General features: G+C 43.7%; 29 protein-coding genes. 7 read left to right on the top strand and 22 right to left on the bottom strand.

Going from position 1 to position 26,434, the window contains the following annotated elements; all coding sequences use genetic code 11:
* The first annotated feature begins 31 nt into the window (after positions 1–31).
* Positions 32–193, top strand: coding sequence for a hypothetical protein (locus tag HZA77_03215; GenBank protein ID MBI5374417.1), 162 nt, complete (start codon positions 32–34; stop codon positions 191–193).
* A 106-nt stretch (positions 194–299) separates the two neighbouring features.
* Here HZA77_03215 and HZA77_03210 read toward each other — a convergent pair whose 3' ends face one another.
* Both HZA77_03210 and HZA77_03205 read right to left on the bottom strand, forming a co-directional pair.
* A complete protein-coding gene (locus HZA77_03210) occupies positions 300–914 on the bottom strand; it encodes an ImmA/IrrE family metallo-endopeptidase (protein MBI5374416.1) in 615 nt (204 codons plus the stop codon).
* A gap of 3 nt (positions 915–917) precedes the next feature.
* On the bottom strand, positions 918–1,289 hold the full coding sequence (locus HZA77_03205; GenBank protein MBI5374415.1) for a helix-turn-helix transcriptional regulator: 372 nt from the start codon (positions 1,287–1,289) through the stop codon (positions 918–920).
* A 141-nt stretch (positions 1,290–1,430) separates the two neighbouring features.
* Between HZA77_03205 and HZA77_03200 the strand changes: the two genes are divergently transcribed.
* Complete coding sequence (locus HZA77_03200; GenBank protein MBI5374414.1) at positions 1,431–1,586, top strand: type II toxin-antitoxin system HicB family antitoxin; 156 nt, start codon at positions 1,431–1,433, stop codon at positions 1,584–1,586.
* 123 nt (positions 1,587–1,709) lie between these two features.
* On the opposite strand, the gene HZA77_03195 is transcribed toward HZA77_03200, so the two are convergent.
* The 11 genes from HZA77_03195 to HZA77_03145 form a co-directional block, all read right to left on the bottom strand.
* Positions 1,710–2,387: a hypothetical protein gene (locus tag HZA77_03195; GenBank protein ID MBI5374413.1), complete on the bottom strand. Its 678-nt coding sequence runs from the start codon at positions 2,385–2,387 to the stop codon at positions 1,710–1,712.
* A complete protein-coding gene (locus HZA77_03190) occupies positions 2,384–3,100 on the bottom strand; it encodes a restriction endonuclease subunit S (GenBank protein ID MBI5374412.1) in 717 nt (238 codons plus the stop codon). The genes HZA77_03195 and HZA77_03190 overlap by 4 nt, the downstream gene beginning before the upstream one ends.
* 79 nt (positions 3,101–3,179) lie before the next feature.
* On the bottom strand, positions 3,180–3,671 hold the full coding sequence (locus HZA77_03185; protein ID MBI5374411.1) for a hypothetical protein: 492 nt from the start codon (positions 3,669–3,671) through the stop codon (positions 3,180–3,182).
* 122 nt (positions 3,672–3,793) lie between these two features.
* Positions 3,794–5,665 carry a restriction endonuclease subunit M gene (locus tag HZA77_03180; GenBank protein MBI5374410.1) on the bottom strand — a complete coding sequence of 624 codons (1,872 nt, stop codon included), beginning with the start codon at positions 5,663–5,665 and terminating at the stop codon, positions 3,794–3,796.
* A gap of 236 nt (positions 5,666–5,901) precedes the next feature.
* Positions 5,902–6,084 carry a hypothetical protein gene (locus tag HZA77_03175; protein MBI5374409.1) on the bottom strand — a complete coding sequence of 61 codons (183 nt, stop codon included), beginning with the start codon at positions 6,082–6,084 and terminating at the stop codon, positions 5,902–5,904.
* 50 nt (positions 6,085–6,134) lie between these two features.
* Positions 6,135–6,338: a hypothetical protein gene (locus HZA77_03170; protein ID MBI5374408.1), complete on the bottom strand. Its 204-nt coding sequence runs from the start codon at positions 6,336–6,338 to the stop codon at positions 6,135–6,137.
* A gap of 7 nt (positions 6,339–6,345) precedes the next feature.
* Complete coding sequence (locus HZA77_03165) at positions 6,346–6,810, bottom strand: hypothetical protein (protein MBI5374407.1); 465 nt, start codon at positions 6,808–6,810, stop codon at positions 6,346–6,348.
* Positions 6,797–7,747 (bottom strand): DUF1738 domain-containing protein, encoded by a 951-nt coding sequence (locus HZA77_03160; protein MBI5374406.1) that lies wholly within the window; start codon positions 7,745–7,747, stop codon positions 6,797–6,799. Before HZA77_03160 ends, HZA77_03165 begins: the two co-directional genes overlap by 14 nt.
* An 11-nt stretch (positions 7,748–7,758) precedes the next feature.
* Positions 7,759–8,970, bottom strand: coding sequence for a PD-(D/E)XK nuclease family protein (locus HZA77_03155; protein ID MBI5374405.1), 1,212 nt, complete (start codon positions 8,968–8,970; stop codon positions 7,759–7,761).
* Positions 8,971–9,070: 100 nt separating this feature from the next.
* A complete protein-coding gene (locus HZA77_03150) occupies positions 9,071–10,069 on the bottom strand; it encodes a transcriptional regulator (GenBank protein ID MBI5374404.1) in 999 nt (332 codons plus the stop codon).
* An 81-nt stretch (positions 10,070–10,150) separates the two neighbouring features.
* Positions 10,151–11,299 carry an MFS transporter gene (locus HZA77_03145; GenBank protein MBI5374403.1) on the bottom strand — a complete coding sequence of 383 codons (1,149 nt, stop codon included), beginning with the start codon at positions 11,297–11,299 and terminating at the stop codon, positions 10,151–10,153.
* Between the two features lie 86 nt (positions 11,300–11,385).
* On the opposite strand from HZA77_03145, the gene hemL reads away from it, so the two are divergent.
* From hemL to HZA77_03130, 3 genes are read left to right on the top strand one after another with little or no spacing between them, the layout of a single operon-like run.
* Positions 11,386–12,681, top strand: a complete 1,296-nt coding sequence (gene hemL / locus HZA77_03140; protein MBI5374402.1) for a glutamate-1-semialdehyde 2,1-aminomutase — start codon at positions 11,386–11,388, stop codon at positions 12,679–12,681.
* A complete protein-coding gene (locus HZA77_03135) occupies positions 12,678–13,349 on the top strand; it encodes a bifunctional precorrin-2 dehydrogenase/sirohydrochlorin ferrochelatase (GenBank protein MBI5374401.1) in 672 nt (223 codons plus the stop codon). The genes hemL and HZA77_03135 overlap by 4 nt, the downstream gene beginning before the upstream one ends.
* Positions 13,324–13,827 (top strand): gamma carbonic anhydrase family protein, encoded by a 504-nt coding sequence (locus HZA77_03130; protein MBI5374400.1) that lies wholly within the window; start codon positions 13,324–13,326, stop codon positions 13,825–13,827. Before HZA77_03135 ends, HZA77_03130 begins: the two co-directional genes overlap by 26 nt.
* A 71-nt stretch (positions 13,828–13,898) precedes the next feature.
* On the opposite strand, the gene lptG is transcribed toward HZA77_03130, so the two are convergent.
* Genes lptG through HZA77_03115 form a run of 3 tightly spaced genes read right to left on the bottom strand, consistent with a single transcriptional unit; the run spans position 13,899 to position 15,525 of the window.
* Entirely contained in the window at positions 13,899–15,008 is a 1,110-nt protein-coding gene (lptG, locus tag HZA77_03125) for an LPS export ABC transporter permease LptG (GenBank protein MBI5374399.1), read from the bottom strand.
* Between the two features lie 54 nt (positions 15,009–15,062).
* Positions 15,063–15,272 (bottom strand): type II toxin-antitoxin system HicB family antitoxin, encoded by a 210-nt coding sequence (locus HZA77_03120; GenBank protein ID MBI5374398.1) that lies wholly within the window; start codon positions 15,270–15,272, stop codon positions 15,063–15,065.
* Positions 15,265–15,525 carry a type II toxin-antitoxin system HicA family toxin gene (locus tag HZA77_03115; GenBank protein MBI5374397.1) on the bottom strand — a complete coding sequence of 87 codons (261 nt, stop codon included), beginning with the start codon at positions 15,523–15,525 and terminating at the stop codon, positions 15,265–15,267. Before HZA77_03115 ends, HZA77_03120 begins: the two co-directional genes overlap by 8 nt.
* 192 nt (positions 15,526–15,717) lie before the next feature.
* On the opposite strand from HZA77_03115, the gene HZA77_03110 reads away from it, so the two are divergent.
* Both HZA77_03110 and HZA77_03105 read left to right on the top strand, forming a co-directional pair.
* Positions 15,718–17,880, top strand: a complete 2,163-nt coding sequence (locus HZA77_03110; GenBank protein MBI5374396.1) for an ATP-dependent RecD-like DNA helicase — start codon at positions 15,718–15,720, stop codon at positions 17,878–17,880.
* A gap of 68 nt (positions 17,881–17,948) precedes the next feature.
* Positions 17,949–18,239: a cytochrome c gene (locus HZA77_03105; protein ID MBI5374395.1), complete on the top strand. Its 291-nt coding sequence runs from the start codon at positions 17,949–17,951 to the stop codon at positions 18,237–18,239.
* 48 nt (positions 18,240–18,287) lie between these two features.
* Here the strand turns inward: HZA77_03105 and HZA77_03100 are convergent, their stop codons facing one another.
* From HZA77_03100 to dprA, 6 genes are read right to left on the bottom strand one after another with little or no spacing between them, the layout of a single operon-like run.
* Positions 18,288–19,205, bottom strand: a complete 918-nt coding sequence (locus HZA77_03100) for a peptidyl-prolyl cis-trans isomerase (protein ID MBI5374394.1) — start codon at positions 19,203–19,205, stop codon at positions 18,288–18,290.
* Entirely contained in the window at positions 19,180–19,812 is a 633-nt protein-coding gene (locus tag HZA77_03095) for a phosphoribosylglycinamide formyltransferase (protein ID MBI5374393.1), read from the bottom strand. The genes HZA77_03100 and HZA77_03095 overlap by 26 nt, the downstream gene beginning before the upstream one ends.
* A 4-nt stretch (positions 19,813–19,816) precedes the next feature.
* Complete coding sequence (locus tag HZA77_03090) at positions 19,817–20,854, bottom strand: phosphoribosylformylglycinamidine cyclo-ligase (protein ID MBI5374392.1); 1,038 nt, start codon at positions 20,852–20,854, stop codon at positions 19,817–19,819.
* 33 nt (positions 20,855–20,887) lie between these two features.
* Positions 20,888–23,086, bottom strand: a complete 2,199-nt coding sequence (gene lpxC, locus HZA77_03085) for a UDP-3-O-[3-hydroxymyristoyl] N-acetylglucosamine deacetylase (protein ID MBI5374391.1) — start codon at positions 23,084–23,086, stop codon at positions 20,888–20,890.
* Between the two features lie 14 nt (positions 23,087–23,100).
* Positions 23,101–25,314 carry a PAS domain S-box protein gene (locus HZA77_03080; GenBank protein ID MBI5374390.1) on the bottom strand — a complete coding sequence of 738 codons (2,214 nt, stop codon included), beginning with the start codon at positions 25,312–25,314 and terminating at the stop codon, positions 23,101–23,103.
* 7 nt (positions 25,315–25,321) lie between these two features.
* Positions 25,322–26,428, bottom strand: a complete 1,107-nt coding sequence (dprA, locus tag HZA77_03075) for a DNA-protecting protein DprA (protein MBI5374389.1) — start codon at positions 26,426–26,428, stop codon at positions 25,322–25,324.
* Positions 26,429–26,434 lie beyond the last annotated feature (6 nt).

Here is a 26,434-nt window from a genome sequence, read left to right as displayed (position 1 = left end):
GTTAGCAAAAACTAACACTTTTCGCAACTTTTTGCAAATAATACATACAAGTATCCCTGTTTTTCTCCGCTCTGCATGGTGGCGGAGTGTCGAAGCTGACATAATGAGCCTTGCCGTGAAGCTCATAAAGGAGGAAAGTCGTTTTACCAGCCTGCCGCAGCCCCCCGACGAAGACGGCAGGAAACTGTTTTAAAGATTTCTTAAGAGTTGCAGAAAGAAGTGTTGGAATATACAGATGGAAATTATAAAGTTCAATTTTATAATTGTCAAAGGCTGCAAAAGCCAGTCGTTATTACTTACTATTTTAACTTTACCAGCAAATTATCTTTCTCTAAGCGTCTTCTTATGACTTCTGATGAAACAGAAAATTTTTTCGCCAGATCGCTCGCAATGTAATCTTGGATTATATCCAAAGAATTCTTAAAGGAAAACCCGGCATTTTTCGCTGTCTCCACTGATTCGTAAAACAGCTTTGATAATATTGAAGGAAATACCAATACTAAACCGGCAAATGTATTTGCATGCCATTCCAAGAAAGAATAGTCGCGGTCCTCAATCGACTGAGTGAATTTTTTCCATTCTCTGACTGAAGAAAAAACATTTTCTTTAAAAAACTTCTTATGGAGAATGATATGACCTGCTTCATGAGCTAAAGTAAACCTGTATCTCCTTAGACGAGATTGATAGACAAATTCATCAATATTTATAGTAGTTAAATCACTTGATATGAATCCATCTATGTCATAGCCTTCGTGAAGACCCGGTAATGGGATAATGTTGATGTTAAACTGGAATTCCAATATTTCTTCGATGGGGACAGGAATTTCTAAAGACGGGTGGTATGTGGCTAAAAATTCATATGCTCTTTTCTTTATATCATTATAAGTATAATGCGGGACTTCAGTGTAAGTCATCTCTCAACTCTTCCGGATTCTCTCGATTAGTTCATTCAGTTTTTCATCAGATACTTTTTCGCCTCTTAATGTCCTGAACAGTACCGGAAGTTTTCCAACTAATTCTTCATCTTTCATAATTTCATCAGGGATTTTTCCTCTATGCGCTGCAGCCAAATCAAAAAATTCATACCATTGACTGCTCCCCTTTTTTATCCCGAGTGCTAACGCATACTGAGTCAACTTGTCCTTTGAGTGAGGCGGTGGTAAAAGATTTCTTTCAAGTTTGCTGATATTGCCTGCATCGAGACCGTTTTCTATGCAAAACTGCCTCAATGTAATTCTTTTCTTTATCCGTTGCTCCTTAAAAAACTCTCCAAAGCTGATTGCCTTCATAATTCCTCCCTCATGTTGTATAAAAATTACAACACCAGGCACGATTTGTCAATTGGGTTTTTCACAATCTTAATTTCTCTGATATACGAGATAGAACAACCGGGATAGACGTAAAGCTGCATGAGAAAAAGTGGCTTTCAAATGAAAAGAGAGTTCATTGTAATAATTGAGCAGGATGAGGGGGCATACTTTATTGCAGAAGTTCCAGTGCTTAAGGGATGTCACACTCAGGCAAAGTCCCTTGATACACTTATGAAAAGAACTAAAGAAGCAATTCAGCTTTGCCTTGAAGTTTAGGAGAAGTATTTTTTAGCTGCTTTCAAAGTCGCCTGTGTTGATTCATTTTTTTTTCTATTTAGCTTGTACGTTAGCAGGGATGAAACGTGATTGTTAAAAGTCCTTTCGTTCATGTTCTTTTCACTAAGGTGTAATCAGCGCTTTAAGTTTGTCCCTCAAAGGTTTTCCCCCGAAGGTTATGCACAGTCGAAAATGTAGGTCTTCGGGATATTCCGCTATATGAGATCCCTTCTTCTTGTTGTTCTGAATGTTGCGGGGCCAGTCTTGAAGGATTTTGTTTACCTTGGGAGTTACAGACGGATCTGAGAAAGCAAGTTTTTCCAGTTGAAGCATGACTTCGAGGGTTGCAAGGTTACGGCATGCTTCTAAAGCCATTCGCCAATCCGTACCGAAAAGAATTTCCCCATATTGAAGAACGTCACAGAATGCCTCCACACAGTTGCGCGAAGTAACATTCAGATCAAGCAAACTCGCTGAATGGAAGAAGTCATTGCGCCGGTTGCGTCTGTTCTTCATCGCATCTTGTAGATCATTTACCTTTTGCAAATGGACCACCATTTTTGTAGCAACAACGGCTTTAACGTTTTGCAAGACATCGTGGTAATTCTTGAAATTGCCATTGGGCTTTTTGTCCGTCCAATTCTGGTTATCCGTTAGTAGGAATAGTTTAGAAACCAATTCCGAATAATCATCGCAGAGAATGAAGGAGGTTTTCATGTATTGGCCACCAGTGCGCCCTGTATAGTAGATTTCCACTCCGGCGCAGATTTCATCCACCAGATAAGTAAGTGACAGATTCATTGCGCTCCTTCACATCCCAGCAACCGTGCCTCGAACCGTGCCTTGGCCTCTTCCCATTCTTGCTCCGACGCCTCACGCAAACGTCTGGCTTCCAGACGACGGCGTGTCAACTCGGCAACTATTTCTTTCTGTTGAGGTAGCAAGGGAATCGGGAGACGAAGCGAACACAGAGTTTCCGTGTTGATTCCGGCTTGATTAACAAAGTTTGTTGCCAATAGGCCCAGAAAACCTGTTGAACGCATGGCGTTGAGAAGCGCTGCTAAAAACCACGGTAGAACTAGCGAAAGATCTGGTGTCAAGCGCGTTATGTGATTCGAGCAACAGCATTCTCGCTGCCCCTCGAAGACGGTTGTTTTGCCGACCCATTCCGTAGAGTTAGTGTTATTAAGCAAAACTTCGCCTGGTTGGAGTTTGTCATTCGAGCGCACTGTGTTGTGCGGAACAAGTTTTGTGCCTTCAAATGTGATTTCTCCATGCTGCGTAATGTTCAATGGGCGAACATGTGGGATGCCTTCATCTTCGTTGAAAGATTGAACTTCTCGACCTGCGGCGAATCCAGTTCTGGGATTCGGAGCAAGGATTCCAAGGTCATAAACCGGATAGTGTGAGTTCTCAATGCCTAGGCGTAGTTCTTTGAATTTTGGAGAGTGGTAATCTGGATCGCAACGAGCCCATGATTCTTTGAGTCTTGCAGAGTAGTATCGAGGAAACAAGGTTTTCGTTTGGCTGAGGCCAAGTTTGTCAAGAAGGAAGGAGTCGAGCTCTGCGAGAAGTGCATAGGCCTTTGTCAGTTTACGCTGCCGGCATCTTCCGTGCCCGCTCCATCTCCATCACCATATCCCGCTGAACACGCTTATCTTCAGGAATTACCGTCCATAACTTTTCTGCATTTGCTGACCCAAGAAAAGGAACTCCGCCACCACCGATAAGCTGAACAAACTGCTCGCGAACCCATATTGTTTGAAGGGCATAATATAGAAAATGTGGGATCACCCGGTCTACATTTGGACGAAAAACACCACAGTTATTGTCAACTGTACATTTATATTCTGCCCCCACGAACAATGAGAAGGAATGGAGTTTCATTGCTTCGCCAATAAAGGCAGTTACGATGTCTCCCTTTTGCAGAAGTTTTGCTGCAATCGGATTTTCATGAAACTCAATATCTTCAAAATCGATACCGTCAAATCCTTTAATGTTCTTAACCTTTAAAAGAATAGTATCGGATTCTTCGATAAGAGCACGTCCAACACCTTGAAATACCTTATCGCAAGCGTCTTTCATGCTCAAACATGGGAAGCAGAAAGAACGTATGCTTGGTCGATGTTGAAAGAAGTTTACATCCAGTCTTGCTATTTCGCCCCGCTTGACGGCAAAGCACAGGGCTTTGCCTGACTCAGCAGGGCTTAGACGAAAAAAGGTTCTGGATTCTTGCAGAACGCTTGGTATTGTTGCGCCACCTCTGGCAGTTGGTTCTCGCACTTTCGTCCAGTAGCATCGTAGCCGATTTTTTCGGGCGCAGCCATGAAGATGGCTTCATCATCCCTAGGTTTCTCTCCTTCAGCGCGGCGGCGCAGGAACACAAGACTGGCTTTGACACCAGCTCCAAAGTGGGCGAAGGCTGTCTGCGGAAGGCTAACAACCGCGAGAACTTGGAAGCGTTCAATGAGAAAGTCACGAACGTATTGCAACGAAGAGTTGGTCAAAATGCCGTCAGGTAGTACGATGGCTGCGCGGCCTATGCCTGGTTTAAGGAATTGCCACACGCGCTCAATGAAGAGGATTTCTGTTTTTTGATTCTTGCGAGGCCTCCTCTTCCCTTTGGAGTCTTCCTGGTTGCCGAGATCAAAATCTGGCAAGTAGGGGCGCTCGGTGAGGTTGATTTGTGCGCCGAAGGGGGGATTGGTCAGGATCAGGTCAAAGACACCTTCTGTGAATCCTTTGTTTCCTGTGCGCTGGAGGATGCCGCCGAACCGATCCAGGGCATCAACACCGATGACGTTGCTGTGTCCGTCATCGTGCAAGATCATGTTCATCTTCGCGACTCTAGCGATTTCGTCGTTGATCTCAATTCCGTAGAGCCGTTTTTCAGCAAAGTCGTGCCAGTGTTTGTAGTGATCTTTTCCTTCGTCAATTCCGCGCTGTGGATCACCCTTCTGATCTGAATAGTATTCATCGGCCTCTCTGCGAAGATGGTCCAGTGCATGGAGCAGGAAGCCGCCGGAGCCACAGGCAGGATCAAGAATAAATTTTTCGTTTTGTGGGAGTTTGCGCCCTCGATGGTCGCGCTCGTCGAGCATTACCTCAACGGCAAAGGCGATTATTTCACGAGGCGTGAAATACTGACCGAAGTCGCCCTTAAAAAAACCGTCCATGAACTGCTCAAATGCGACACCCTTGGTGTCGAGGTCAGTCTTACTGAAGCTGACACCTTCCATATGTGATACTAGGGTGCGAAGTGTGGCATCGTCGATGCGGATGGTGTCGGTGAATACTTGCGGGTCTTTCACCTTGGCTTGCTCATAGATTAGCTTGATACGTTCTGCAAGTTTACGACTTGGCTCGTGCGTCTTGATCTGAAATTCGTAGGGTTGCCCGTTCTTGCGCGGGGTCTTTTCGTCTTGAATTTTTACGAAGAGGAGCTTACAGAGTTCGCCGAATGCCATTGGAGGCGAAAGGCGTCCACCGCCCCATAGGGTTTGATGGCATTTCTTGATTGTGGCAATCAGAGTTTCCTTGTTAACGGATTGAATATCGTCCTTCGTGCCTTTGCGGAAGCGCCATTCCTCGGGTTTGCCATACTGGCGGGGCAGGTCGGCGATGATGTTGGCCTCGCGTTCGAGCACGCCATATTTTTCTGAAAAGTCCAGGAATCGGCGGGTCTGGCCAGCGACAACGCCGACATATGGGGCGCGGAATTTAGCCCATGTTCCGTTACCACAGGCCTGTTCAACTGCTTGTGCGAATTCAGCGTCGGTGACACCATCACGCTTGCACTCGATAACCGCAAAGGGGCGAGTGCGGGCATCATCGATGAAGACGACAAGATCTGCAGCGTCCTTAGGTGTGCGATCTGGGACAGTGATTTCAACGCCGATGCGGGCGGGTTCGTAGCCGTATCGGAAGATAAGCTCAGCCCAGTATTCGGCGCGGACTTGCTCCTCTGGGTCAGAGAAACGCTCGGAATGATTAACAGCAACATAGGTGATTCGTTGTTTTGTCCCTTCACCGGCGATAGTGGCGTAGCCTTTCTCTATGGATTGTTCGAGATATGTCATTCGGTACTCCTTTTAATCGTTGAACATCCCTTACGTCTATGACGCATAATATATTATTCTACTACTGTTTGTTTTCTATGATTTCTGAGAAAAGTTAATTAATTCAAACTAAGTATTATATTATCAGAAATGGATTTCAGATTGCTATTCTCTTTTTAACCTTTTCGAATGTAACCATCAAACTTTCTATGCTATCAATGTATCCCTGCATAAACTCTCTTTTTTTATTTGTGTTCCTAATGATATTCGTGCTTAATCTTTTTGCGCGGCCTTTCCTGACTTATTGCGTGCTGCAAGGCGATGATGCACCGCCGCCCGTCTGAAAGCATCAGCCCTTTTGCTGTGCATCTTTGCACGTTGCCAAGATTAGTGAATGTTTCTTCAAGCCTTTCAGCCTGCTCATCATCATCAAATGCCATAGCCTTTTTCTATTGGTCATCAGGGGGAATGTCAGCGAAATATGCTCCTTTCACATTTCCGCTGCTCTATCTGCTGCTGAAAGCTTCGCCATTCTGTTTAGTTTTTTCTGCATGATAATGTAATCATCTACCGCTTTCCTGATTAGATACTCCATGGAGATTTTCCTGCCGCATTCATCCAAGTCTTTTTCCATAATCTTAGTCAGCTCTTTAACCTGTTTAGATGTAAGGCTTACAGTTATTTTTTTATTCATAGAATTTTCAGCCCATCTTCTTTATCTCTTCAATCAGATCTGAAATGAGGTCCGTGCTTTCCTCTGAAATCTTCAGGATCCCCTTGAGGTTATCTATTAGGGCTTCCTCTTCATCTACATAAAATTCTTCTTCGATTGTCCCATTCGCCTTGAGCTCGTGGTGCCTTGCCGCTTCCTCGTAGGCGGCGGATTTTTTAAGACTTCTCTCCCGTCGTTTTTTATCCTTGAGCCTTTTGAAGATGTCGGCATTCTTCTTTTCCATTCTTGCAAGCTTCTTCAGCTCACCTGCTTTTTCAAAGTGGCTTTCAGCAGTCATATTCTGATAGTGCGCGCTGGTGATGGGGTCTCCCTTTCCCCTGGGCTGCCAGTAAAGGTAAATCCAGCCGGGCATTCCGAGCGCCGGATACTTGTCTATATAATTTACTGTTAATGCATCGTTAAAATTATTGGAATCTGTTTCATCTGTAAGCATATCTTTTCTCTGTTAAATTTTGTGCTAACCTTGCTTTAGTTTTAATATTCTTGTTGACCGTCTTTGGCTTTTGCGCCTCGCCGGTTATATAGTTGACTGCGCGCTGGGCAGATGCTGACGCAAAAAATAGCAGTCTCTTGTCGTTATTGAGGGAATTTATCCACCCTTTGATATAAGCGGCGCTATTCCTGATAGTCTTCTGCTCTATGCCTGCGTTGCCGCAAAGAAAGGCGCTTCCAAGCTCGGCTATAAGCTCTTCCTTGCTGTATTCTTCCGATACAAAAGCAGGATGCTCTTTAAATCCGGGACGGTTAAGCCTGCGGATATGTCCTGTGGAGTGGACTATTTCATGAAAAAGCGTGCCGTAATATTCTTCAGGGGAGAAGAAACTTTCCTTTGCCGGCATCCTGATCAGATCATCGATTGACGAGTAGGAGGCACGATCGCCGCCAGTCTCTATTTCTGGCAGGTCCGGAAATTTGGAAACGATATCTTCAGCCTCTTTGATTGGATCGAATTCCTTAGTTTCAATTCCGGGGACAGGGATACCTTCGCACTCTTCCACGTTGTAAACGGAATATCCAAAAAGAAGAGGCCCGCTCAGATAAACCCTGCTTCCCTTGCCATCTTTTTTCTTTTTTTCAGCTGTCCCGGGAAATTTCCAGAAAAATATTAAAAACTCCTCGGCTCCTTTCTTTACGTTCCCTCCCATCCTCTGCGCCTGATTTTCCGTTAAAAAGTAGGGGCTTGAAAAACGTGTACAGGAGAGGAGAAAAACGTTGACTCCTTTGTAAGGTTTTCTGGTAAAAAGATTAGCGGGAGGACCGTTCTTTATATTCCACGGTCGTTTCCACGGGATATATCCCCTTTCAAGGAGTTCAATTATCCTTTGAGTGATTTTGTCAAAGGTATCAGTTTTTGATGGGTTTTTATTCATATATAAACCTCCTATTCCTTCTCCTTTAACTTTGAAGATGTGACCTGCGTTGTGGTCTTTAGTTCTGCAAAGGGCGTTAGCTTCTCAATCAGCGAAGCGTCCCATTTCTTTTCGAGGTAGATTTTTTTAAGAGCGGGAATATCAAGCCCCTCTACTTCATTCCATTTGCCTGAATCCCTGATGATTTTTTCAATCTCAAGGCGTTGAGGGTCTTTCTTTTCAGGGAAGGAAACATCGGTCTTTTTGCTTATCTTTAGCTTGAAGCCGCTTCCAGCAATTGTTTCAGCACCTTCTTTTTTCCCGAAGACAACCGCCGCCTCTTTTACCTTCTCAAGCTCTTCTTCCAATTTGCCAATCTCTGCCTTATGTTCACTGACCTTTCCCTTAAGCTCCATGAATCTGTTTACAAGCTTCACTCCGTCATCGTTAAGGTATTCATTCACTGGAAGGCTCTCTGTTTTAAAAAGATGTTTGCGCCTGGGACAGAGTTCCTGATAGCCGCACCATTCACAAAGGAAGCTTTCGCTCGGGAGAAATTCTGTTTGAGCTTCTATCTCATCTATGAGCGCAATTGTTTGAGCCTTTACATCTTCAAGCTGTTCCAAAGTTCTTGTCGAGATAAATTCCTTGTCATAAGCCACATAGTGCCAGATGAGTTTCACATCCTTTACATCATCAAATAACCCTGAAAGCCCTATCTGGTAAATGGCGAGCTGTTTGTCTCCATCTATTCTTTTCCGGTCAGGAAGCGCCCCTGTTTTATAGTCATGGATTTCGTATGAGCCGTCTGCTTGCTCATCTATCCTATCAACATAGCCTTTTATGAGATATTTTCCTTCGCTATCGAGTGAAAGCTTCACTTCCTTTTCCACGAAGAGCGTTTTCGATGAGTTGAAGGGATGGTAGCGCCTGTAATATTTTTCTATGCTCTCTCTACCGCAGGCGCGGTAGTCTTCAGTGGTTCTGTCTTTTCTTATCACCACAATATCCGGGTGCCATCCTTTCTCCCAGAGTTCGTCATAGCTGACAAGAAGGTCTTCAAGGGGAAGAATTTTGAAGGGAAGCTCTTTGTAAAGATGCTCCATTACTTTATGGAAGCATGAACCCATGAAAGCTTCTATCCCCTCGGTGTCGCTTTTTATCCTGTCAATGTAGGCAAACTTATATTGGAGAGGACATGTCTCGTATGTTCCGAGTCTTGAATAAGAATAGGTAGTTGTCATGGAAATTGCCTCCTTAAAATTTTCATTTACTTTTTATCTCCATTTCTGAATCCAATATAAAAGGGATTACAGACAGGGGGGTGTCCGGGTGGAAAATATTTTATTTGTAGAGCTTAGCTGCTTGTTTTAATTCTTCTTTTATGTCTTCGCGAAGCTCGGTAGGTTCTAAAACTTCGCAATGAGGAAGCCAGGAATTTATCCAGTTCTTTATCTCTTTTATACCGGAAACCTGAAACCTGAGGATGACATTTCCGTCAGGAAGTTTTTCTTCTTTCTGCGATGAATGCCATTTTTTTCTTAATACCTGAGCGGCAACTGTAGAGCTGAATCTTATAGCAACATCAATCGGCTCCTCGCCTGTTATAATTCCGAAGCTTTGGGACATGAATTTTTGAAGACTAAAATCAGAAGGGTATCCAAAACGCTCGTCAGTTAGTTCTATTTCCCTTATCTGGTCGCATGCAAAGGTGCGGATTTCATAATGCAAACTACATTTCCCAATAAGATACCAGAAACCCTCATGGAATATGAGCCCATAGGGAGAGACTTCTCTTTCCGTCAGTTTCTTTCTTCCCAAAGTAAAATATTTCATCCGGACTTTTACCCTTTTCTTTATAGCCTCGTTTATTATGCTGAGTGCTTTGTCTATAACCGGAGAAGCCGGCTTTTCGCCAAGATCTATTACTATGGAAGACTTCTTTCCGTCATGAGCACCCTTTACGGCGGCGGTGATCTTATCAAATATCTTTTTTATGGCTGAATCTGCCGGAAGCCCCAGACTGTTAACGAGATCCTTCAAAACAATAAAATCAGAAAGGTCTTCAGGGCTCAGCACAAATTGTTTAAGGGAAAAATCCTCCTGGAAAACATAAGAACCTGCTTCCTTGTCAAAATATATGGGAAAATCCGCTTCGATTATTGTTTTAATGTAGCGGTAGATTGTTTTTTCAGAGCATTCGAATTCTTCGGCAAGGCTTCGGGCAGTGACCTTTTTCCCCATGTCAATCATGCTCAGTATCTTGAGTATGCTCGTAATCTTCTGGGAGATATAGTTCTTTGTTTCTTTTTTCTTCAGATGGCTGAATTTTTTAGCTGGCATTTGGGAGATAAGTTATTTTTTATATAATAATTAACCTTGCTATGTTGAAGCAATGTTTTTTTATTGCTCCAGTCAAATAGATTATAAAGATTGCTTTTCCTCCTTCACAAACATGAGTAACACCGAGGCCACGGCGGTGAGGAGGAAAGAGAAAATAAATGGATAGATATTCCCTGATTTTTCCCAGAGGAATCCTGCGATTATCGAAGACGGCAGGGTCAGGATCCCTGTTGCCATCTGGAGTGTGCCAAGCGCTGTCCCCCGCATTGCCTGCGGGACAATCTCTGAAGCTAATGCCTTCTGTGCAGGCTCTATTGCTGCAAGGTGAAGACCATAGAGGACAAAAAGCGTTATTACAAGCACAGGATTTGAATCTATCACTGAAAACCCAAGGCACATGAGCATGAAGAATATGAATGAGATTAGAAGCGTCTTTTTCCTCCCTAAACTATCAGCAAGTTTTCCAAAGGGGAGGGACATCAAAGCTGCAATGAAAGTGTAGATGAGATATAGAACAGGAATGGATGTAGTCTTAAAACCTGCGCCCCTTGCGGCAATAAGAAGAAAAGAATAGCTGAAGTTTCCAAGCCCGAAGATAGAGCTCGCAATAAGAAATAGCCTGAAATTTTTATTAATGTTCTTTAATGAGAACTCCTTCCCATCCGTCCCCTTCCGCTGTTCCTTTATAAAAAGAATTATAAGAATGGCTCCTAATATTGATGGAATGGCGGCAAGAATGAAAAGGGACCTGTAACCTATGCTCTCTATCAGCAGGATTCCCAATATCACACCGCAAAGAGCTCCTGCATTGTCCATTGCTCTCAATATTCCGAAATTTTTTCCTCTTGTCTCATTGGTTGATTCATCGGCAATCATGGCATCGCGGGGTGCTCCTCTCATTTTTCCTGCCCTGTCTAAACATTTGAAGGGAATGAGCCAATGCCATGTGGGGGCAATGGAATAGCCAAGCCTTGAAGTTCCTCCCATCAGATAGCCAACCCAGATGAAAATCTTCCTCCGCTTCATTTTATCTGAAAGATATCCTGAAACCGCCTGTGAGATTGAGACAATGGCGTTGCCAAGTCCATCAATGAAACCGAGCACAACCATGCTTGCTCCCATAACCTCTCTTACATAAAGAGGCCAGAGGGGCTGGATCATGTCCGAGCCAAGGTCATTTAAAAATGACGCTATAGCGAAAACTATTAGGATTTTTCGTGAATTACCCATGCTTCAAATACCAATATTGATTAATGGCTTTGATACAGTTATAAGTTTTCCAATAAGTAATAACACATATTTTAACATAGGCAACAATGAAGAAAACTTATTCAAAAAATCTTTTTAAACATGCGCTAGAAATCATCCCCGGCGGCGTCAACAGTCCGGTGCGTGCATGGAAAGCTGTGGGCGGCACGCCTATTTTCATAGAAAGAGGGGAAGGCGCGGCAGTCTTTGATGCTGACGGGAACAGTTACATTGATTATGTCTGCTCATGGGGACCGCTTATAGTTGGTCATGCTCATCCAAAGGTAATCTCTGCAACAGAAAAAGCGCTTCATAATGGAACAAGCTTCGGCGCTCCCACTGAGGCAGGGCTTAAGCTTTGCGAGCTTATCGTAAAACAGATCCCATCGATTGAAAAAGTGAGGCTTGTAAATTCCGGCACCGAGGCTGTGATGAGCGCAATCCGTCTTGCAAGAGGATATACAGGAAGAAATAAAATAATCAAATTTGAAGGCTCATATCATGGACACTGGGATCCTCTTCTTGTAAGTGCAGGCTCAGGGCTTGCCACATTCTCTGTGAGTTCCTCTGCGGGCGTTCCTCACGACATAATTAAAGATACTCTTATTGCGCCATACAATGACATTGAAGCTGTTAAAAAACTATTTGCCAGATACGGCCAAGACATTGCCTGTGTAATTGTTGAGCCTGTGGCAGGAAACATGGGAGTAGTGCTGCCGGAAAAAGATTTTCTATCTTCTCTTCGCAGTATCACAGAAAAATACGGTTCACTCCTTGTATTCGATGAGGTGATTACAGGATTCAGGCTCGGAGCTGGAGGAGCACAGGCGCTTTACCGGATAAAGCCTGACCTTACATGCCTCGGAAAAATTATTGGAGGCGGGATGCCGGTTGGAGCTTATGGAGGGAAAGCTAAGATAATGGATAAGGTTTCTCCGGTAGGGGATGTATATCAGGCAGGGACATTGTCGGGAAATCCCGTTTCCTGCGCCTGCGGCATTGCGACCATAAAAGAAATTTTAAAGGAAGGATTTTACAGAAGGCTTGATTCAAAAGCAGAGAAGCTCTGCAAAGAGCTTAAAAATATAGCTTCGAAAAACAGAATAAATGTAGTGATAAACAGGGCTGGCTCCATGTTCACTGTTTTTTTTACTAATCGCGATGAGGTTAAGAATTTCACCGATGCGCAAAGTTCTGATACTTCTCTTTATGCCCGTTACTTCAACCTCATGCTTTGCGAAGGGGTCTATATCCCGCCATCGCAGTTTGAGGCGAATTTCATATCCTCTGCGCATAGTGATGCGCAACTTCGAAAAACTTTAGATGCTGCGGAGAAGTCATTTACTAAACTCTCAAGGATATGACAAAAAAATTTCTATACCCGGCAAATCTCAACCTAAGCGGCAAGCTATGTGTGGTCATAGGAGGGGGAAAGGTTGCTGAAAGAAAAGTAAGAGGGCTTTTAAGATGCGGCGCCAATGTGAAACTGATAGGAAGAGAAATTTTGCCCTCGCTTTTAAGGCTTGCTCAAAAAGGAGAAATAAAGGTTCTTGCGAGAAATTACAGAGGGACTGATTTAAAACGAGCTTTTGTTGTAATGGCTGCGACAGACGATGAAAGCATAAATAAAAAAGTAGCCGCTGATGCCCGTAAAGCCGGCATAATCGTGAATGTCGCGGACAAGCCCTCACTTTGCGATTTTACCCTTCCATCAATAGTCAGGCGTGGCACATTATCCATTGCAATATCAACAGATGGGAACGCGCCGTTCCTTGCAAAGGCAATGAGAAAGTATATTGAAAAGGAAATTGGAAGGGAGTACACACTTTACGCAAAGATTCTTTCAAAGGTGAGAGAGGAGGCAATAAAAAACAATCTCCCGCAATCTGCAAAGAAAAGAATCTTCAATAAAGTCTCAGACGGGGTTTTGCTTGAAATGATTCGAAGGAAAGAAAGCTTACAGGAAATAAATAAATTCCTTAATAAAATAGGAGCTGGTTTTAACAATGATAATAAAATACAAAAACATTGAACCGCAAATCGCCCCGAACGCATTCATAGCAGAGTCGGCAGATATAATAGGAGATGTCATAGTCGATGAGCTTTCAAGCCTCTGGTATAAGACCGTGGCTCGGGGAGATGTCAATTTCATAAGGATTGGCAAGCGCACCAACATACAGGACGGCTCAATGCTTCATGTGACAACCGACAAATATCCTTTGATAATCGGAGATGATGTCACAGTTGGGCATGGCGCAATATTGCACGGCTGTAAAATAGGAAACTCCTGTCTCATCGGGATGGGTGCCGTAATATTAGACGATGCTAAGATAGGTGATGGCTGTATAATAGGCGCAGGCGCTGTTGTTCCGGAACATGCCGTAATCGAGCCGGGAACCCTTGCTATGGGAATACCGGCAAAGCCAAAAAGGAAACTTGCACAAGAAGAGATTGAAGGGATTTTGCAGTCGGCAGTGAATTATATAGAGCTTTGCAGGGCTTACCGTTAACGCTGAAGCAATTCGCACTCTGCGCTAAACTGCCTCAGCGTAATAAATATAAAAGCAGGGGTAGGGATGTATCAGATGATCTTCCTGTTAAGATCTGAGAACAGATAAAATCCCGCGGCGCCAAATATTGCTACAGCGCCATAAGCTGCGATTATGGCAGGGATCTTCCCGCCATGCCCCATAGATATGAGCATATAGAAGATTATCCAGTAAGAAAATCCGATGGCAATGCTTAAAGCTATTCCTGACATTGCACCCTTGAACCTTCTGCTCCTTAGTGCAAAGGGTATTCCAAGTATAGTCATTACCACTGCTGACGCAGGAACGGAAATCTTGCTGTGAAGATCCACAAGATACTTTACATACTGCTGGGGAGCGATCCCTGTGTTCTTTATGCGTGCCAGATAACTTTGAAGCTCAAAGAATGACATTGATTCGGATTTTTTCTCAACCTTGAGGAAATCTTCAAATTTCTCTTTGATGTCCCCGGGTCGTTTGGTAAAAGTTTCCTTAATGTCCCAGTTATCTTTTTTAAATTTAAGTTCCATGCCGTTTATTAATGTCCACTTGCCATCTCGATACTTTGCCTTCTCGGCATCAACCCTTTCTTTCAGGGCAAAATCATTATCTATCTTATAGATTGTGACCTTCCTCAATTCTTCTGAAGATTTTATGAGCATGTCCATATTGTAGAAGGTATTTCCTGCCCCGCGGTACCATATCTCCTGAACCTTGTTGCTTGAGGGACGGTATATGGGGTTGACTTTACCTTTTATCTCGTACTCAAGGTTCTCGACGACCCCGTTTGTGTAGGGAAGAACTACCTCGTTGGCAAGGAATATAGTGACCGAAAAAAACACTCCGCACATAACAACAGGAAAAAAGAACCTGTAGGGAGAAACTGAGCTTGCGCAAACTGCAATAAGCTCATTATTCCCGACAAACTGTCTTACCGTAAGAAGCGAAGCAAAGAGCATGGCAAAGGGGAAGACATTAAAGAACATAAGCGGGGATTTGTAGATAAAGTATTTTACAGCAACCATCAGCGATACCTTGTGCTCTATGATCTCATCTACCCTTTCAAATAGGTCAGCAATAAGATAGATGGCGACAAAGATGCAAAGTGTCAGAAAAAGGTACCTCAAAAATTCCTTTAAAACATATCGGTCAAGTATCTTCATAATATTTTTTCCGGCTCATCAATTTTTTACCAGGAGTCAGTCCCTTCCTTTAGATTACGCGTATGCCAGCTTGCCTTTTGGTTTAGGTATTTCTCTTTTTAGTCTTTTTGAAGTTTCTATCCACTCGGAAATAACTACTTGCGCATTCCGGATGGCATCTTCATAGGTTGTACCATCTGCCATGCATCCTGGCAGTTCCGGCACTTCAGCTATGTATGCTTTATCTTCATTGCTCCAGTAAACAATCACTTCATATTTATACATTTTTATCCTCCTTATGGAGTTTATATCTCAGGATAATATTTCTCACCTGTTTAACCTGATATGGTTTTGCTTTACCATCACGGAGTGGCTGAAGATTAATAATTTCAGCAATGCCGCTCTTTGAGAATATATGATGGTCTCCTCTAACACGACAGTCAAAACTAAAACTCAAAATCAGCTTCTTTAACTCTTCAAATCTAATATTCTTATCACAAAGTCCAGACAGAACTATATTTAATATATTTTTTGCCATTTATCTGTTGTTATAAAAAATCAATTTTTTAATAAATGTAAACCAACGCACTGAACTTAAATCTAATTTTAAGATTATAATCTTTTTAACAAAAACCATCCGGTATTTCCATTAAAAAACTACGAATAAACAGATATCTGAAAGCTAAACTGTTTGACATCAAGCTAACATATAAAATACATTAGCAGCACTATGGCTGTAATACAGGGAATGATTGACCGCATAATCTACAACAATGAGGAGAACGGCTACACTGTTCTCAAAATCCTCGTTGACGACAAGTCAGGCGTGACCGCTGTTGGTAATATGCAGGGGATAAGTGCCGGCGAGACGCTCCGTCTTGAAGGGGAATGGATAACACATAAGAAATTCGGCGAACAGTTCAGGGTTGATTTATACAAGTGGGTCTTCCCCAAGACAAGGAGCGGCATAGAGAAGTACCTTGCCTCAGGATTGATAAAAGGAGTTGGGCCTGTCCTTGCAAAACGCCTTGTTGATGCCTACGGTGACAAGGTGATAGATGTCCTCGACAATTCCCCCCAGCTTTTAAAAGATATCGAAGGCATAGGCGAGAAAAAACTTGCTGTCATTACAAAATCCTGGTCTGAGCAGAAGGGGATAAGAGATGTAATGATTTTCCTTCAATCCTTCGGGATAAGTCCTGCCTATGCATCGAGGATATACAAGACTTACGGGAGCGGATGTATTCCCATATTAAAGGAGAATCCCTACCGCCTTGCATACGACATAATTGGAATCGGATTCAAGACTGCGGATAAGATTGCCCTTGCAAGCGGGTTTGACAAGAGCTCTCCTGAGCGTGCAAAGGCTGCGCTTCTCTATCAGCTTGGAGCCATTTTAGAAGACGGCCATGTGTGCTATCCGGAAGATCTGCTTATAGATGAATGTGTAAAGCTCCTTGAGCATGAGGAAAAAGAAGTGATTTCCGGGGCTTTACAGTCGCTTATCCTTGAAGGTCTCGCCATACGCGAGGAAAATATATCGCCTGACCGCCGCTCTCTTATATATCTTAGAAGTATGTATGAAGCAGAGCAGAAGATCGCAGATTATATTTCTTCTGTCTGCCTGGATGGCACGCTTTTACCTGCGGAGTCAATCGAGCTTGAGCTTGCTGAGATGGAGACGGTCCTTAAGATAAGGCTCGCACATGAGCAGAAGGAGGCAATAAACTGCGCGCTTAAAAACCGTCTTGCGATAATCACAGGCGGACCCGGAACAGGAAAGACCACTATCCTTAAATTCATTACAAGGCTCTGCAAAAGAAGACAGTTGAAGGCGCTCCTTGCTGCGCCTACCGGAAGGGCTGCAAAAAGGCTCTCTGAGGTGACAGGGATGGAGGCAAAGACGATCCACCGCTTGCTTGAGTACAATCCCAATCTCGGAGGATTTCAAAAGAACGGCGGTTCTCAGTTGAAGGCAGACATTATAATCTTAGACGAGGCATCAATGATCGACATCCCACTTTTCAGCGAGTTTTTAGAGGCTTTGCCTCAAAATATGAGGCTCCTTATGGTGGGAGACATCTACCAGCTTCCTTCTGTTGGACCCGGCAATCTGCTTCGCGACCTGATTGAATCGAAAAGGATTCCCGTCGTAAGGCTTGAAAAGATTTTCAGGCAGGAGGGAAACAGCAACATCATAACCAATGCACACAGGATAAACAGCGGAGAGTTTCCATTTATTCCTAAGTTTGAGCAGTCAAGGAGAGGGGATTTCTATTTCTTTCAGGAAGAGGAGCCGGATAAGGTTTTAAAAATCATAGAAAACCTTTACTGTAAACAGATTCCTGATAAATTCGGGTTTAACCCGTTTACAGATATACAGGTGCTCACCCCGATGCACAAGGGAACTGTCGGAGCCATGAATTTAAACAGCGTGCTTCAGAATATTCTTAACCCCCAGAAGCAGGAGCTTGTAAGGGGAAGCCGCATTTTCAGGGTAAACGACAAGGTGATGCAGATAAAGAACAACTACGAGAAGGATGTTTTCAACGGCGATATGGGAAGGATAACATCGATTGATTTTGAGGAGCAGACTGTAGTCGTTGATTTTGATTCATCATATGTGCATTATGATTTTTCCGAGCTTGACGAGCTTGCCCTTGCCTATGCCATATCAATTCATAAATCGCAGGGTTCGGAATATAAGGCGGTGATAGTACCTATCCTTGTCCAGCATTATTTCCTTCTCCAGAGAAATCTCATCTATACGGCAGTGACACGGGGAAAACAGCTTGTGATAATGGTCGGTACCAAGAAAGCCATCGGCATGGCAATCAGCAACAATCGTGTGCAGGAACGATATACGCTGTTAAAGGAAAGAATTACAACTTGATATTTTGTTTCTGTATTTTTTCTGTATAATGATGGTCAAAATCACTTGGATTATGAAAGGGGTAAAAGATGAAAAGAATTGTGGTAATTATTGCAGTATTATTCAGCTTTACAATTGTCTTTAGCCAGATTGCCGAAAGAAATGCGTCGGCTAATCCATGGAAGGTAATTTACAAGGATCACTGCAAGTCATGTCATGGGAGCAGGGGGCAGGGGACTCTTGCCGGTCCAAACATAAAAAAATTAACTTTGAAGGAATTCAAAGCTGCTTTCAAGGTAGGTACCGGTGCAATGCAGTCTTTTTATTATATTCCAAAATCAAAAATCACATCGATCTGGAAGTTCGTAAGCAAAAAATAATAGACATTGAAAATCCCCCGGCTTGCCGGGGGATTTTGACTTCGCAACTTACTTCATGTTTTCCGGAAATACTTTCACTTTATAATTTTTTTTGAGCTTATCTATTTCCTCATCCAGAGCCTTTACCAGTTTTTCTTTGGTTACCATATTTTTCACTTCCCCTTTTACTGTATCATAAGCACGAGGCATATCATCCTTCCTAGATTTTATGCGTAGAATATGCCACCCCATCAGGCTCTTTACAGGACCTGCCACAGTCCCGACCTTTGCCGAGAAAGCAAGTTTTATTATCTCGCCGCTATCTCTGTATCCCTCAATAGGTCTTCCGTTTAATATAAGCGGGAGTGCCCCTTTATTGCCTGAAGTATATTTGTCTATGGAATATTTTTTTACCGCATCCTCAAATGAAATCTTCCCTGAATTTATTTCCTCTTTAATCCTCTCAGCCTCTTCTTTAGACAGCACGGCAATATGTTCAGCCAATGCATAGCCTCTGTCAACGAAATCATTCTTGTGCGATTTATAATAATTAAAAGCATCGTCTTCTGTCACTTTCACCTTTGGCATGATGAAGTTGTTTATATAAAGATCCCTTACCAGTATCCTCTCAAGACTTTGAAGCCTTAGACGCACTCTCTCGTCATTTGAAACTCCCCTAGCAACCCCTTCCCTGAAGAGAAGTTCAGTATCGATAAAATCACGGATGAATATATTCTTCATCTTGCTGTTCTGGAATTTAACTCTATCTGCTTCAGGAAGAAGCATCAGGTATTTTTCAGCTTCAGATACGCTGATATTCTTTCCATCAATAACAGCAAGGACGTTTTTAGAGGGCGCAGTTTCCCCGCAGAAGGAATTTATGGGAAAGGCTGCAATAAAAAGTAATATCCAGAAAACGGGAGTGCTTCGGATTTGCCCTGCAATAACTTTGCAGTACCTTTTATCTCGTGGTTTTATCCTCTTCATAATCCTGTTTTATGAAAACTTTCCGGCCGTTCACAATGATTCTGTCACTGCAGAAAAGTTTGACTGCTTCAACGTAGAGTTTATGCTCTTCGGCAAGTATCCTCTCTGAAAGGCTCTCTTCATCGTCCGCATCGTAAACAGGTACAGTCTTCTGAAGTATGATAGGGCCAGTGTCGGTCCCTTCGTCAACAAAATGGACAGTACATCCGCTGACCTTCACCCCATAATCCAGAGCCTGCTTCTGTGCATGGATACCTGGGAATGACGGGAGAAGCGCAGGATGGATATTTATGATTCTGTTCCTGTAGTTCCTTATAAAAAAGGATGTAAGGACACGCATGAAACCTGCAAGGCATACAAGGTCGACTTTTGAATCATCGAGAACCCTTATAAGTTCCTTCTCAAAATCTTCGCGCGATTTAAACTTCCTGTGGTCAACTACGGCTGTCCTGATACCGGCGGAGGCTGCACGGTTCAAGGCCTGCGCATCTTCAATATTGCTGACAACTATGGCAATGGTGCCATTTATCTCTCTCTTTGAGATTGAGTCAATCAATGCCTGGAGGTTGCTCCCGCGTCCTGAAACAAGTATGCCGATGTTTTTCATAATGTCATCTTATCACTACTTCTTTTTCCCCTCGTTCTATTCTTCCGATTTTCCACCCCTTGTCGCCGCAAGCCTTGACAAGGGAAAGAACATCATCACAGGATTCCCGGCTTACCACAAGGACAAGTCCTATTCCCATATTGAATGTCCTGTAGAGTTCATTCCTCTCTATTTTTCCTGTCTCGACTATGAAGCGGAAAACATCGGGCATCTCCCAGCTTCCCTCTTCGATTATGGCAGTAGCCATATCCGGAAGCACGCGCGGTATGTTGTCAATGAATCCTCCGCCTGTTATATGTGCGACAGCCTTTATATGGTAAGATTTTAAAAGGGATTTCATAAGCTTGACGTATATGCGGGTAGGTCTTAAAAGCACATTGCCCACCGACTGCCCCTGACCTCCGGGGAAATCGTCTTCTACAGACATTAAAAGCTCATCAAAAAACAACTTCCTTGCAAGGGAATAGCCGTTGCTGTGAAGTCCGTTGGATGCGATTCCAATAAGACAGTCATCTGTCCTTATGTCCTTGGATGGGAGGGCTTTACCTTCTTCAACGACACCTACCGCAAATCCTGCAATATCATATTCGCCATTTTTATAAAAACCCGGCATTTCAGCGGTCTCGCCGCCTATGAGAGCCATCTCGGCTTCGCGGCACCCCTCGGTAATCCCTTTTACTACATCGACTCCCTGCTCTATTGTGAGCGCCCCTGTTGCAAAGTAATCAAGGAAGAAAAGAGGTGTAGCACCTGTGGCTATAAGGTCATTTGCGCACATGGCGACAAGGTCTATTCCGATGGTGGTATGTATTCCTGCATCAAAGGCAACCTTGAGCTTTGTGCCGACTCCGTCCGTAGTCGCCACAAGGAGGGGATTCTTCAATCCCTGGGGGAGCCTGAAAAATCCGCCGAACCCCCCGATATCTGAAACAACGCCTTCTATAAAAGTCGATTTCGTAAGCGGCTTTATTCGCCGCACGAACTCATTGCCGGCATCTATGTTCACTCCTGACGATCTGTAATCTATTTTTTTGTTATCCATTTACACTCCAACTCTTAGTAAAAATAAAAGGTATCAGTAGATAGAACGTATCTTATTAAGAAGAGCTATGTTTTCTGAATGGCCTGTAAGGTGCGCGGTAATTTTGCCCCTTAGCGGTCTGCCGAGGAGATAGAAATCGCCGATAATGTCGAGCACCTTGTGCCTTGCAAACTCATTCTTGAACCTCAGCTCAGTGTTTATTACCTTCTCGTTATCAAGGAGGATGACATTGTGAAGCTTTCCTCCGCTGATCAGCCCCTTCTTCTCAAGGTATTCTACGTCCTTGAGGAAACCGAAGGTTCTGGCAGGGGCAATGTTCTTTTTAAAATCCTCGGCCCCCTTGAAAACATAATCCATTTCCTGTTTGCCGATGGGCGGAGGATAATCCATTATATACTTCACGGAAAACTTATCGCAGGGCTCTATTTTAATATACTTTTCCTTGGGACTTTCCTTGCCGTGAACTATGACCTTGTCTATGACTATTTCCTCTATAAACTCATCCTGCTCAAGAATGCCCCCATCCTCAATAAGTTCACAGAAATCAAGGGATGAACCATCCATTATGGGAACCTCGTCGGTTATCTTTATGAGAAGGTTGTTTATCCCGTAAATATTAAGCACAGCCATGATATGTTCTATTGTTTTTACATGGGACTTGCCGCACTTTAACGATGTGGCATAGTCTGTTGATTCCACGTTATCAAGAACTGCTGTCATGGTTTCTCCGGTAGAAACATTAGCAAATACGATACCGGCGTTTGGATTCTGGGGGACAAGTATCAGACCTGTCTTAAGTCCGGAATGGAGCCCCTGACCGCAGAGGACTACGCTTGTCTTTAGTGTGCGCTGGATTCTTGCAGCAGTGCTTGTCTCTTTCTTAGGTTTTTTAAGACCGAAGGATTTTATGTGCTTCTCAAGGGTCTTGCAGGTTATTCCCATTTCCTTTGCGGTCTTCTTGAGGTCCCATCCTGTCATGGTCAGACAGTGAATGAGGTATTCCTTTTCCCATTTCTGTCTCGCGTCTTTCAATGAGTAGCCGTTGTACTGGTACTGGGAAGTCTTTGGCGTTATTCCGCGGATCGAAACAGGGATATCGTCGGCAGATATCCTCCCTGTGGGAACAGATATTGCCAGACGCTCGATAATATTCTTGATTTCTTTCACATTGCCGGGCCAGTCAAAAGTCACAAGGGCTGCCATGGCATTGTCGTCGATTTCCTTAACACCTCTGCCGTAATCCTGTGTAAGCTCGCGGCTAAAGTAATTTACAAGTGACGGGATGTCATCCTTTCTGTCGCGCAGGGGGGGCAGATATATGACAAAGGTAGATATGAATGAATAGAGCTCACTGGAAAATTTGTTCTCTTCAATCAGTTTCTGAATGTCCTTTTCGCTTGCAGCTATTATCCTGAAGTTGACAGGGAGAAGCCTCTTCCCGTTAATCCGCATGAATTTTCCTGTCTGAAGAACTTTCAGGATTGTCTCCTGAACATTGATGTCCAGCTTTTCTATGCCGTCGAGGAAGAGAGTGCCGTCTTCTGCAAGCTCAAATTTTCCCCTTTTGCTTATTCCTCCTCCGTTGTTTGAGTCGCAGCCGAACATTTCATTCCCTATTATATCATCAGGAAGAGCAGCACAATTTACTTTTACAAAAGGCCTGTTGCGTCTGATGCTGTTGATATGAATGGTCCTTGCCACAAGTTCTTTGCCTGTGCCATGTTCCCCTTCTATCAATACCCCTGCATTTGAGATTGCGGCTGCGCTGATAAGCTTTCGTGCCTCCTGTATTTTCGGATTCTCACCTATAAGCTCATACCGCTGAAGAAGTTCTCTTTTAAGTTCCTGGCTTTCTTTTGCTGTCCTCTGTCTTTCAAGGGCATGGTTGATTGTAGAAAGCAGGGAGTCAAGCGAAAGAGGTTTCTCGATGAAATCAAATGCACCCAGCTTGATGGCCCTTACGGCGGTATCAATAGAGCCATGCCCTGACATTATAACCACCTCAGTATCGCTCTCATGTTCTTTTATGCTTTTTAAGACTTCTATCCCGTCCATTCCCGGCATCCAGATATCAAGCAATACCACATCCGGAGGGACCCGCTTTATCATGTCAAGTGCCTGAAGCCCGTTTTCAGCCTTCGACACTTCATACCCTTCGTCAGTAAGAATCCCTTCAAGGGTTGTGCCTATGTTGTTTTCATCATCAACAACTAATATGTGTCCTTTTCTCACTTTTTTCTCCGCTATTAAGCTACTCTCACGGGGAGCTCAATTACAAAAGTCGTCCCCCGCGGATTGTTGTCTTTTACCCTTATGTAACCCCGGTGTTCCGAGATTATGGTGTTCACTATGGCCAGCCCCAGCCCCGTTCCCTTTTTCTTGGTCGAAAAATAGGGCATAAACATCTTTTCCTTGATGTTTGGAGCAATGCCGGCTCCATTGTCGGAAAACTCTATTTTAACAGTCTGCAAATCTTTTAAATATTCAAGCGCTACTTTTATCTCTCCCTTGCCCCCCATTGCCTCAATCGCATTATCGACAAGGTTGATGAATACACGTTTTATCTGATCAGGGTCAAGTTTCAGCGAAGGCATCTCCCCGCCCGAAACAAGGTCTATTTTAACATCTTTCATGCTTGTTTTGTAAAGAGAAATAGTTTCATTTATGACATTCTCGATATTGGTATCTACAGGGTCGAAAACCGGCATGCGTGCAAAATTTGAAAATTCATTAATCATGCCCTTTAAATCATCCACCTCCTGTATGATAGTATCAACACATTCTTCAAAGACCGCATCGTCTCCGCTGATCTTCTGAAAATAACGTTTTTTGAGCCTCTGGGCAGAAAGTTTTATCGGGGTGAGTGGGTTCTTTATCTCATGGGCGATCATCCTTGCGACCTCCCTCCATGCAGCCACTCTTTGTGCACGGACTAGTTCAGTAACGTTATCGAGCACCATGACCATTCCCATCAGCGTGCCATTCCCGTCGTAAAGTTCCCTGATATTTGTCATTAAGGTGAAAACTTCGCCATTGATGTTAAGGTTAATCTCCTGCTGAATGCTTCGGTCCCTTTTTTCCTCAAGCTCGTTTATGACTTTTTTCAGCGGCTCAAGCTGGGATTTCCCGAAAGCCTGCTGGTAATGTTTGCCGGCATAATCCTCCCCTCTTATCTGGAGCATGTCTTCTGCCGCATCATTGATGGTTGTTATCTTTCCCCATGCGTCAAGTGATATAACTCCGGTGCTTACTGTTTCAAGAACGGTTTCAATGTAGCTTCTCCTCCTGTCAAGTTCCCTGTTGGTATTCTCAAGGCTCATGTTCTTGTCTTCAAGCTCAAGCTTGTGGATCTTTAAATCATGCGTCATCTTATTGAAGGAATCGACAAGTATTCCTATCTCATCCTGGCTTCTGTCCTTGACTTTGATATCTATATGGAAATCAAGGTTCCCTTCTGCGACCGCATGCGTTCCTTCGGCAAGCTGCTGTATGGGTACTGTTATCTCCTTTGCAAGCTGGAACCCGAACCACATTGCTGCAAATATGACGAGCACAGTCACGATGGCGAACATGGCAATGTAGTTGTCCATGATAGGCTTTTTAAATATCTCTTTCTGCCTGTAATCTTTGAAAGCAAGGGCAACAGACCTTATATCCTGTGATGTGCTTTTGGGCAGGTAGTAGCCTACAGCCACCACGCCGATTGTTTTATTCCCCCCCTCCTTCATTGTGAAAGTCCCAAAAATCGAATCATCTTCAACGTCAGATTCAACCTTGGTATATTTCTTCCCTAGCAATGACTGCGCTATGAGTTTCTTGTCAGGTTTGGGTTCCCCTTTCTTTCCGGTGTCTATATGGATTATCTCATTTCCTTTATCATTGTAGATAAAAATAGAGTCAAGGTCATACTCCCTGAGTTTTGCATTAAGATAATTCTTCAGATGGGTGTTGTTGCGCGGAGCAAGAAGGTTCCTGCGTACTACGGTTTTTCCTATAAGCGAAGAAAAATGCAGCGACTTCTCAAGGCGGGTTTTGTTGTACTGGTCTGAAACATCTATTGCCCCTTTCAATGACTGCTCTATGGGGACACTGAACCAGTATTCTATTGTCTGGGCTATCAGGACCCGGGCAAACAGGAAGAGCAGCACCGATGGGATTATGGTAAGAAGGAAAAAGGAAACTATCAGCTTTGTCCTGAACTTGGCTCCGGGTACACGCCGCTGCCGCTCAAAATACAGTTTTACGAGGTTTCTTATGACAAGATAGAAGAGCACAAGAAGAAGGATAAAATTAATGTTGTAAAAGGAATAAAAGATTACATAGTTGGCGATGGGAGATGACGTCGCTATGTTCTGCGTTGAAATCTCCATTGTAAGGAGAACAACAAAGAGGAGGACGAAGCTTACTATCGCTATGATAGTCCTTCTCTTCTTCGGTGTAGTCTCTGTCTGCTTAGTCAATCCGACCTCACAATCTTAAAAAAAGTTTCCCGGCTGTTTGCCGGATAAGCCCTTCTATTTCAAGCTTCATAAGTATAGATGATGCTTTCCCGGCTGGCAAACCTGAATTACGGACAATCTTATCTATATGAAGCGGTTCATCGCTTAAAACACCGAGCAGTCTTCTTTCTTCATCGCTGAGGTTTTGCGGAACAGTTGTCAGATTGTTTTTCTCTGTATTTTTCGTTGAATTTTTTTTGTCTGTCTTGATTTTGAGATCAAGCTCTTCACAGATATCACTGAAAGTCTCAACAAGTCTTGCGCCTTTTCTTATGAGGTCGTTTGTTCCCCTGCTCTCTGAAGATGTCACTCTTCCCGGTACAGCTAAAACATCGCGTCCCTGCTCAAGGGCAAAGCGGGCAGTGATAAGGGTGCCGCTCTTTTCTCCGGCTTCTATAATAAGGGCAGCCTTGCTCATGCCGCTTATTATGCGGTTACGTCTCGGGAAATTGGCTTTATGGGGAAAGGTTCCCATCGGGAATTCGGAAATAACTGCTCCCTTATCTGCGATCTCATCATAAAGTTTTTTATTCTCCGGCGGGTAAACCCTGTCAACGCCGCAACCGAGCACTGCTACGGTGAATCCTCCTTTGGAAAGGGCAGACTTGTGCGCTGCCGTATCAATACCTCGCGCCATACCGCTCACTGTTACTATCCCTGCCCCTGCAATTTCAGATACCAGCCTCTCTGCCATTAGAAGACCGTAGCTTGACGGTTTTCTTGTTCCCACTACGGCAATCCCGAGAAATTGAGATGGCAGGCTGCCTTTTACATAAATGACCGGAGGAGGCGTATCTATTTCCTTTAAAAGTGCAGGATAATCCTCATCTTCAAGCGTTGTTACCTTTATATTGTTTTTGTTAATAGCCGCAAGCTCTGCATCGAGCCTTTCTCCTCCTTTCATGGAAACTACTGCATCAGCTTCTTTCCTGCTTATTCCATTTACCTTAAGGAGTTCATCTTTTGAAGCGGCAAGTACATTCGAAGGAGAACCAAAATGCGAAATCAGCGAGGTGAAAACACGCCCTTCGATACCGGCAATAAGATTAAGTGCTATCCAGTTTTCACGGCTCATAGAACA

It is taken from the genome of Candidatus Schekmanbacteria bacterium, from assembly GCA_016219965.1.
GTDB lineage: Bacteria > Schekmanbacteria > GWA2-38-11 > GWA2-38-11 > J061 > JACRJM01.
The sequence above is the reverse complement of the archived record's forward strand: the minus strand, read 5'-3'. Positions and strand labels throughout refer to the sequence as shown.

Coding starts and splice junctions, on each gene's coding strand:
- HZA77_03210 (MBI5374416.1), bottom strand. CDS start 914: ATGACTTACACTGAAGTCCCGCATTATACTTATAATGATATAAAGAAA.
- HZA77_03205 (MBI5374415.1), bottom strand. CDS start 1,289: ATGAAGGCAATCAGCTTTGGAGAGTTTTTTAAGGAGCAACGGATAAAG.
- HZA77_03200 (MBI5374414.1), top strand. CDS start 1,431: ATGAAAAGAGAGTTCATTGTAATAATTGAGCAGGATGAGGGGGCATAC.
- HZA77_03195 (MBI5374413.1), bottom strand. CDS start 2,387: ATGAATCTGTCACTTACTTATCTGGTGGATGAAATCTGCGCCGGAGTG.
- HZA77_03185 (MBI5374411.1), bottom strand. CDS start 3,671: ATGAAAGACGCTTGCGATAAGGTATTTCAAGGTGTTGGACGTGCTCTT.
- HZA77_03180 (MBI5374410.1), bottom strand. CDS start 5,665: ATGACATATCTCGAACAATCCATAGAGAAAGGCTACGCCACTATCGCC.
- HZA77_03175 (MBI5374409.1), bottom strand. CDS start 6,084: ATGGCATTTGATGATGATGAGCAGGCTGAAAGGCTTGAAGAAACATTC.
- HZA77_03170 (MBI5374408.1), bottom strand. CDS start 6,338: ATGAATAAAAAAATAACTGTAAGCCTTACATCTAAACAGGTTAAAGAG.
- HZA77_03165 (MBI5374407.1), bottom strand. CDS start 6,810: ATGCTTACAGATGAAACAGATTCCAATAATTTTAACGATGCATTAACA.
- HZA77_03160 (MBI5374406.1), bottom strand. CDS start 7,747: ATGAATAAAAACCCATCAAAAACTGATACCTTTGACAAAATCACTCAA.
- HZA77_03155 (MBI5374405.1), bottom strand. CDS start 8,970: ATGACAACTACCTATTCTTATTCAAGACTCGGAACATACGAGACATGT.
- HZA77_03150 (MBI5374404.1), bottom strand. CDS start 10,069: ATGCCAGCTAAAAAATTCAGCCATCTGAAGAAAAAAGAAACAAAGAAC.
- HZA77_03145 (MBI5374403.1), bottom strand. CDS start 11,299: ATGGGTAATTCACGAAAAATCCTAATAGTTTTCGCTATAGCGTCATTT.
- hemL (MBI5374402.1), top strand. CDS start 11,386: ATGAAGAAAACTTATTCAAAAAATCTTTTTAAACATGCGCTAGAAATC.
- HZA77_03135 (MBI5374401.1), top strand. CDS start 12,678: ATGACAAAAAAATTTCTATACCCGGCAAATCTCAACCTAAGCGGCAAG.
- HZA77_03130 (MBI5374400.1), top strand. CDS start 13,324: ATGATAATAAAATACAAAAACATTGAACCGCAAATCGCCCCGAACGCA.
- lptG (MBI5374399.1), bottom strand. CDS start 15,008: ATGAAGATACTTGACCGATATGTTTTAAAGGAATTTTTGAGGTACCTT.
- HZA77_03120 (MBI5374398.1), bottom strand. CDS start 15,272: ATGTATAAATATGAAGTGATTGTTTACTGGAGCAATGAAGATAAAGCA.
- HZA77_03115 (MBI5374397.1), bottom strand. CDS start 15,525: ATGGCAAAAAATATATTAAATATAGTTCTGTCTGGACTTTGTGATAAG.
- HZA77_03110 (MBI5374396.1), top strand. CDS start 15,718: ATGGCTGTAATACAGGGAATGATTGACCGCATAATCTACAACAATGAG.
- HZA77_03105 (MBI5374395.1), top strand. CDS start 17,949: ATGAAAAGAATTGTGGTAATTATTGCAGTATTATTCAGCTTTACAATT.
- HZA77_03100 (MBI5374394.1), bottom strand. CDS start 19,205: ATGAAGAGGATAAAACCACGAGATAAAAGGTACTGCAAAGTTATTGCA.
- HZA77_03095 (MBI5374393.1), bottom strand. CDS start 19,812: ATGAAAAACATCGGCATACTTGTTTCAGGACGCGGGAGCAACCTCCAG.
- HZA77_03090 (MBI5374392.1), bottom strand. CDS start 20,854: ATGGATAACAAAAAAATAGATTACAGATCGTCAGGAGTGAACATAGAT.
- dprA (MBI5374389.1), bottom strand. CDS start 26,428: ATGAGCCGTGAAAACTGGATAGCACTTAATCTTATTGCCGGTATCGAA.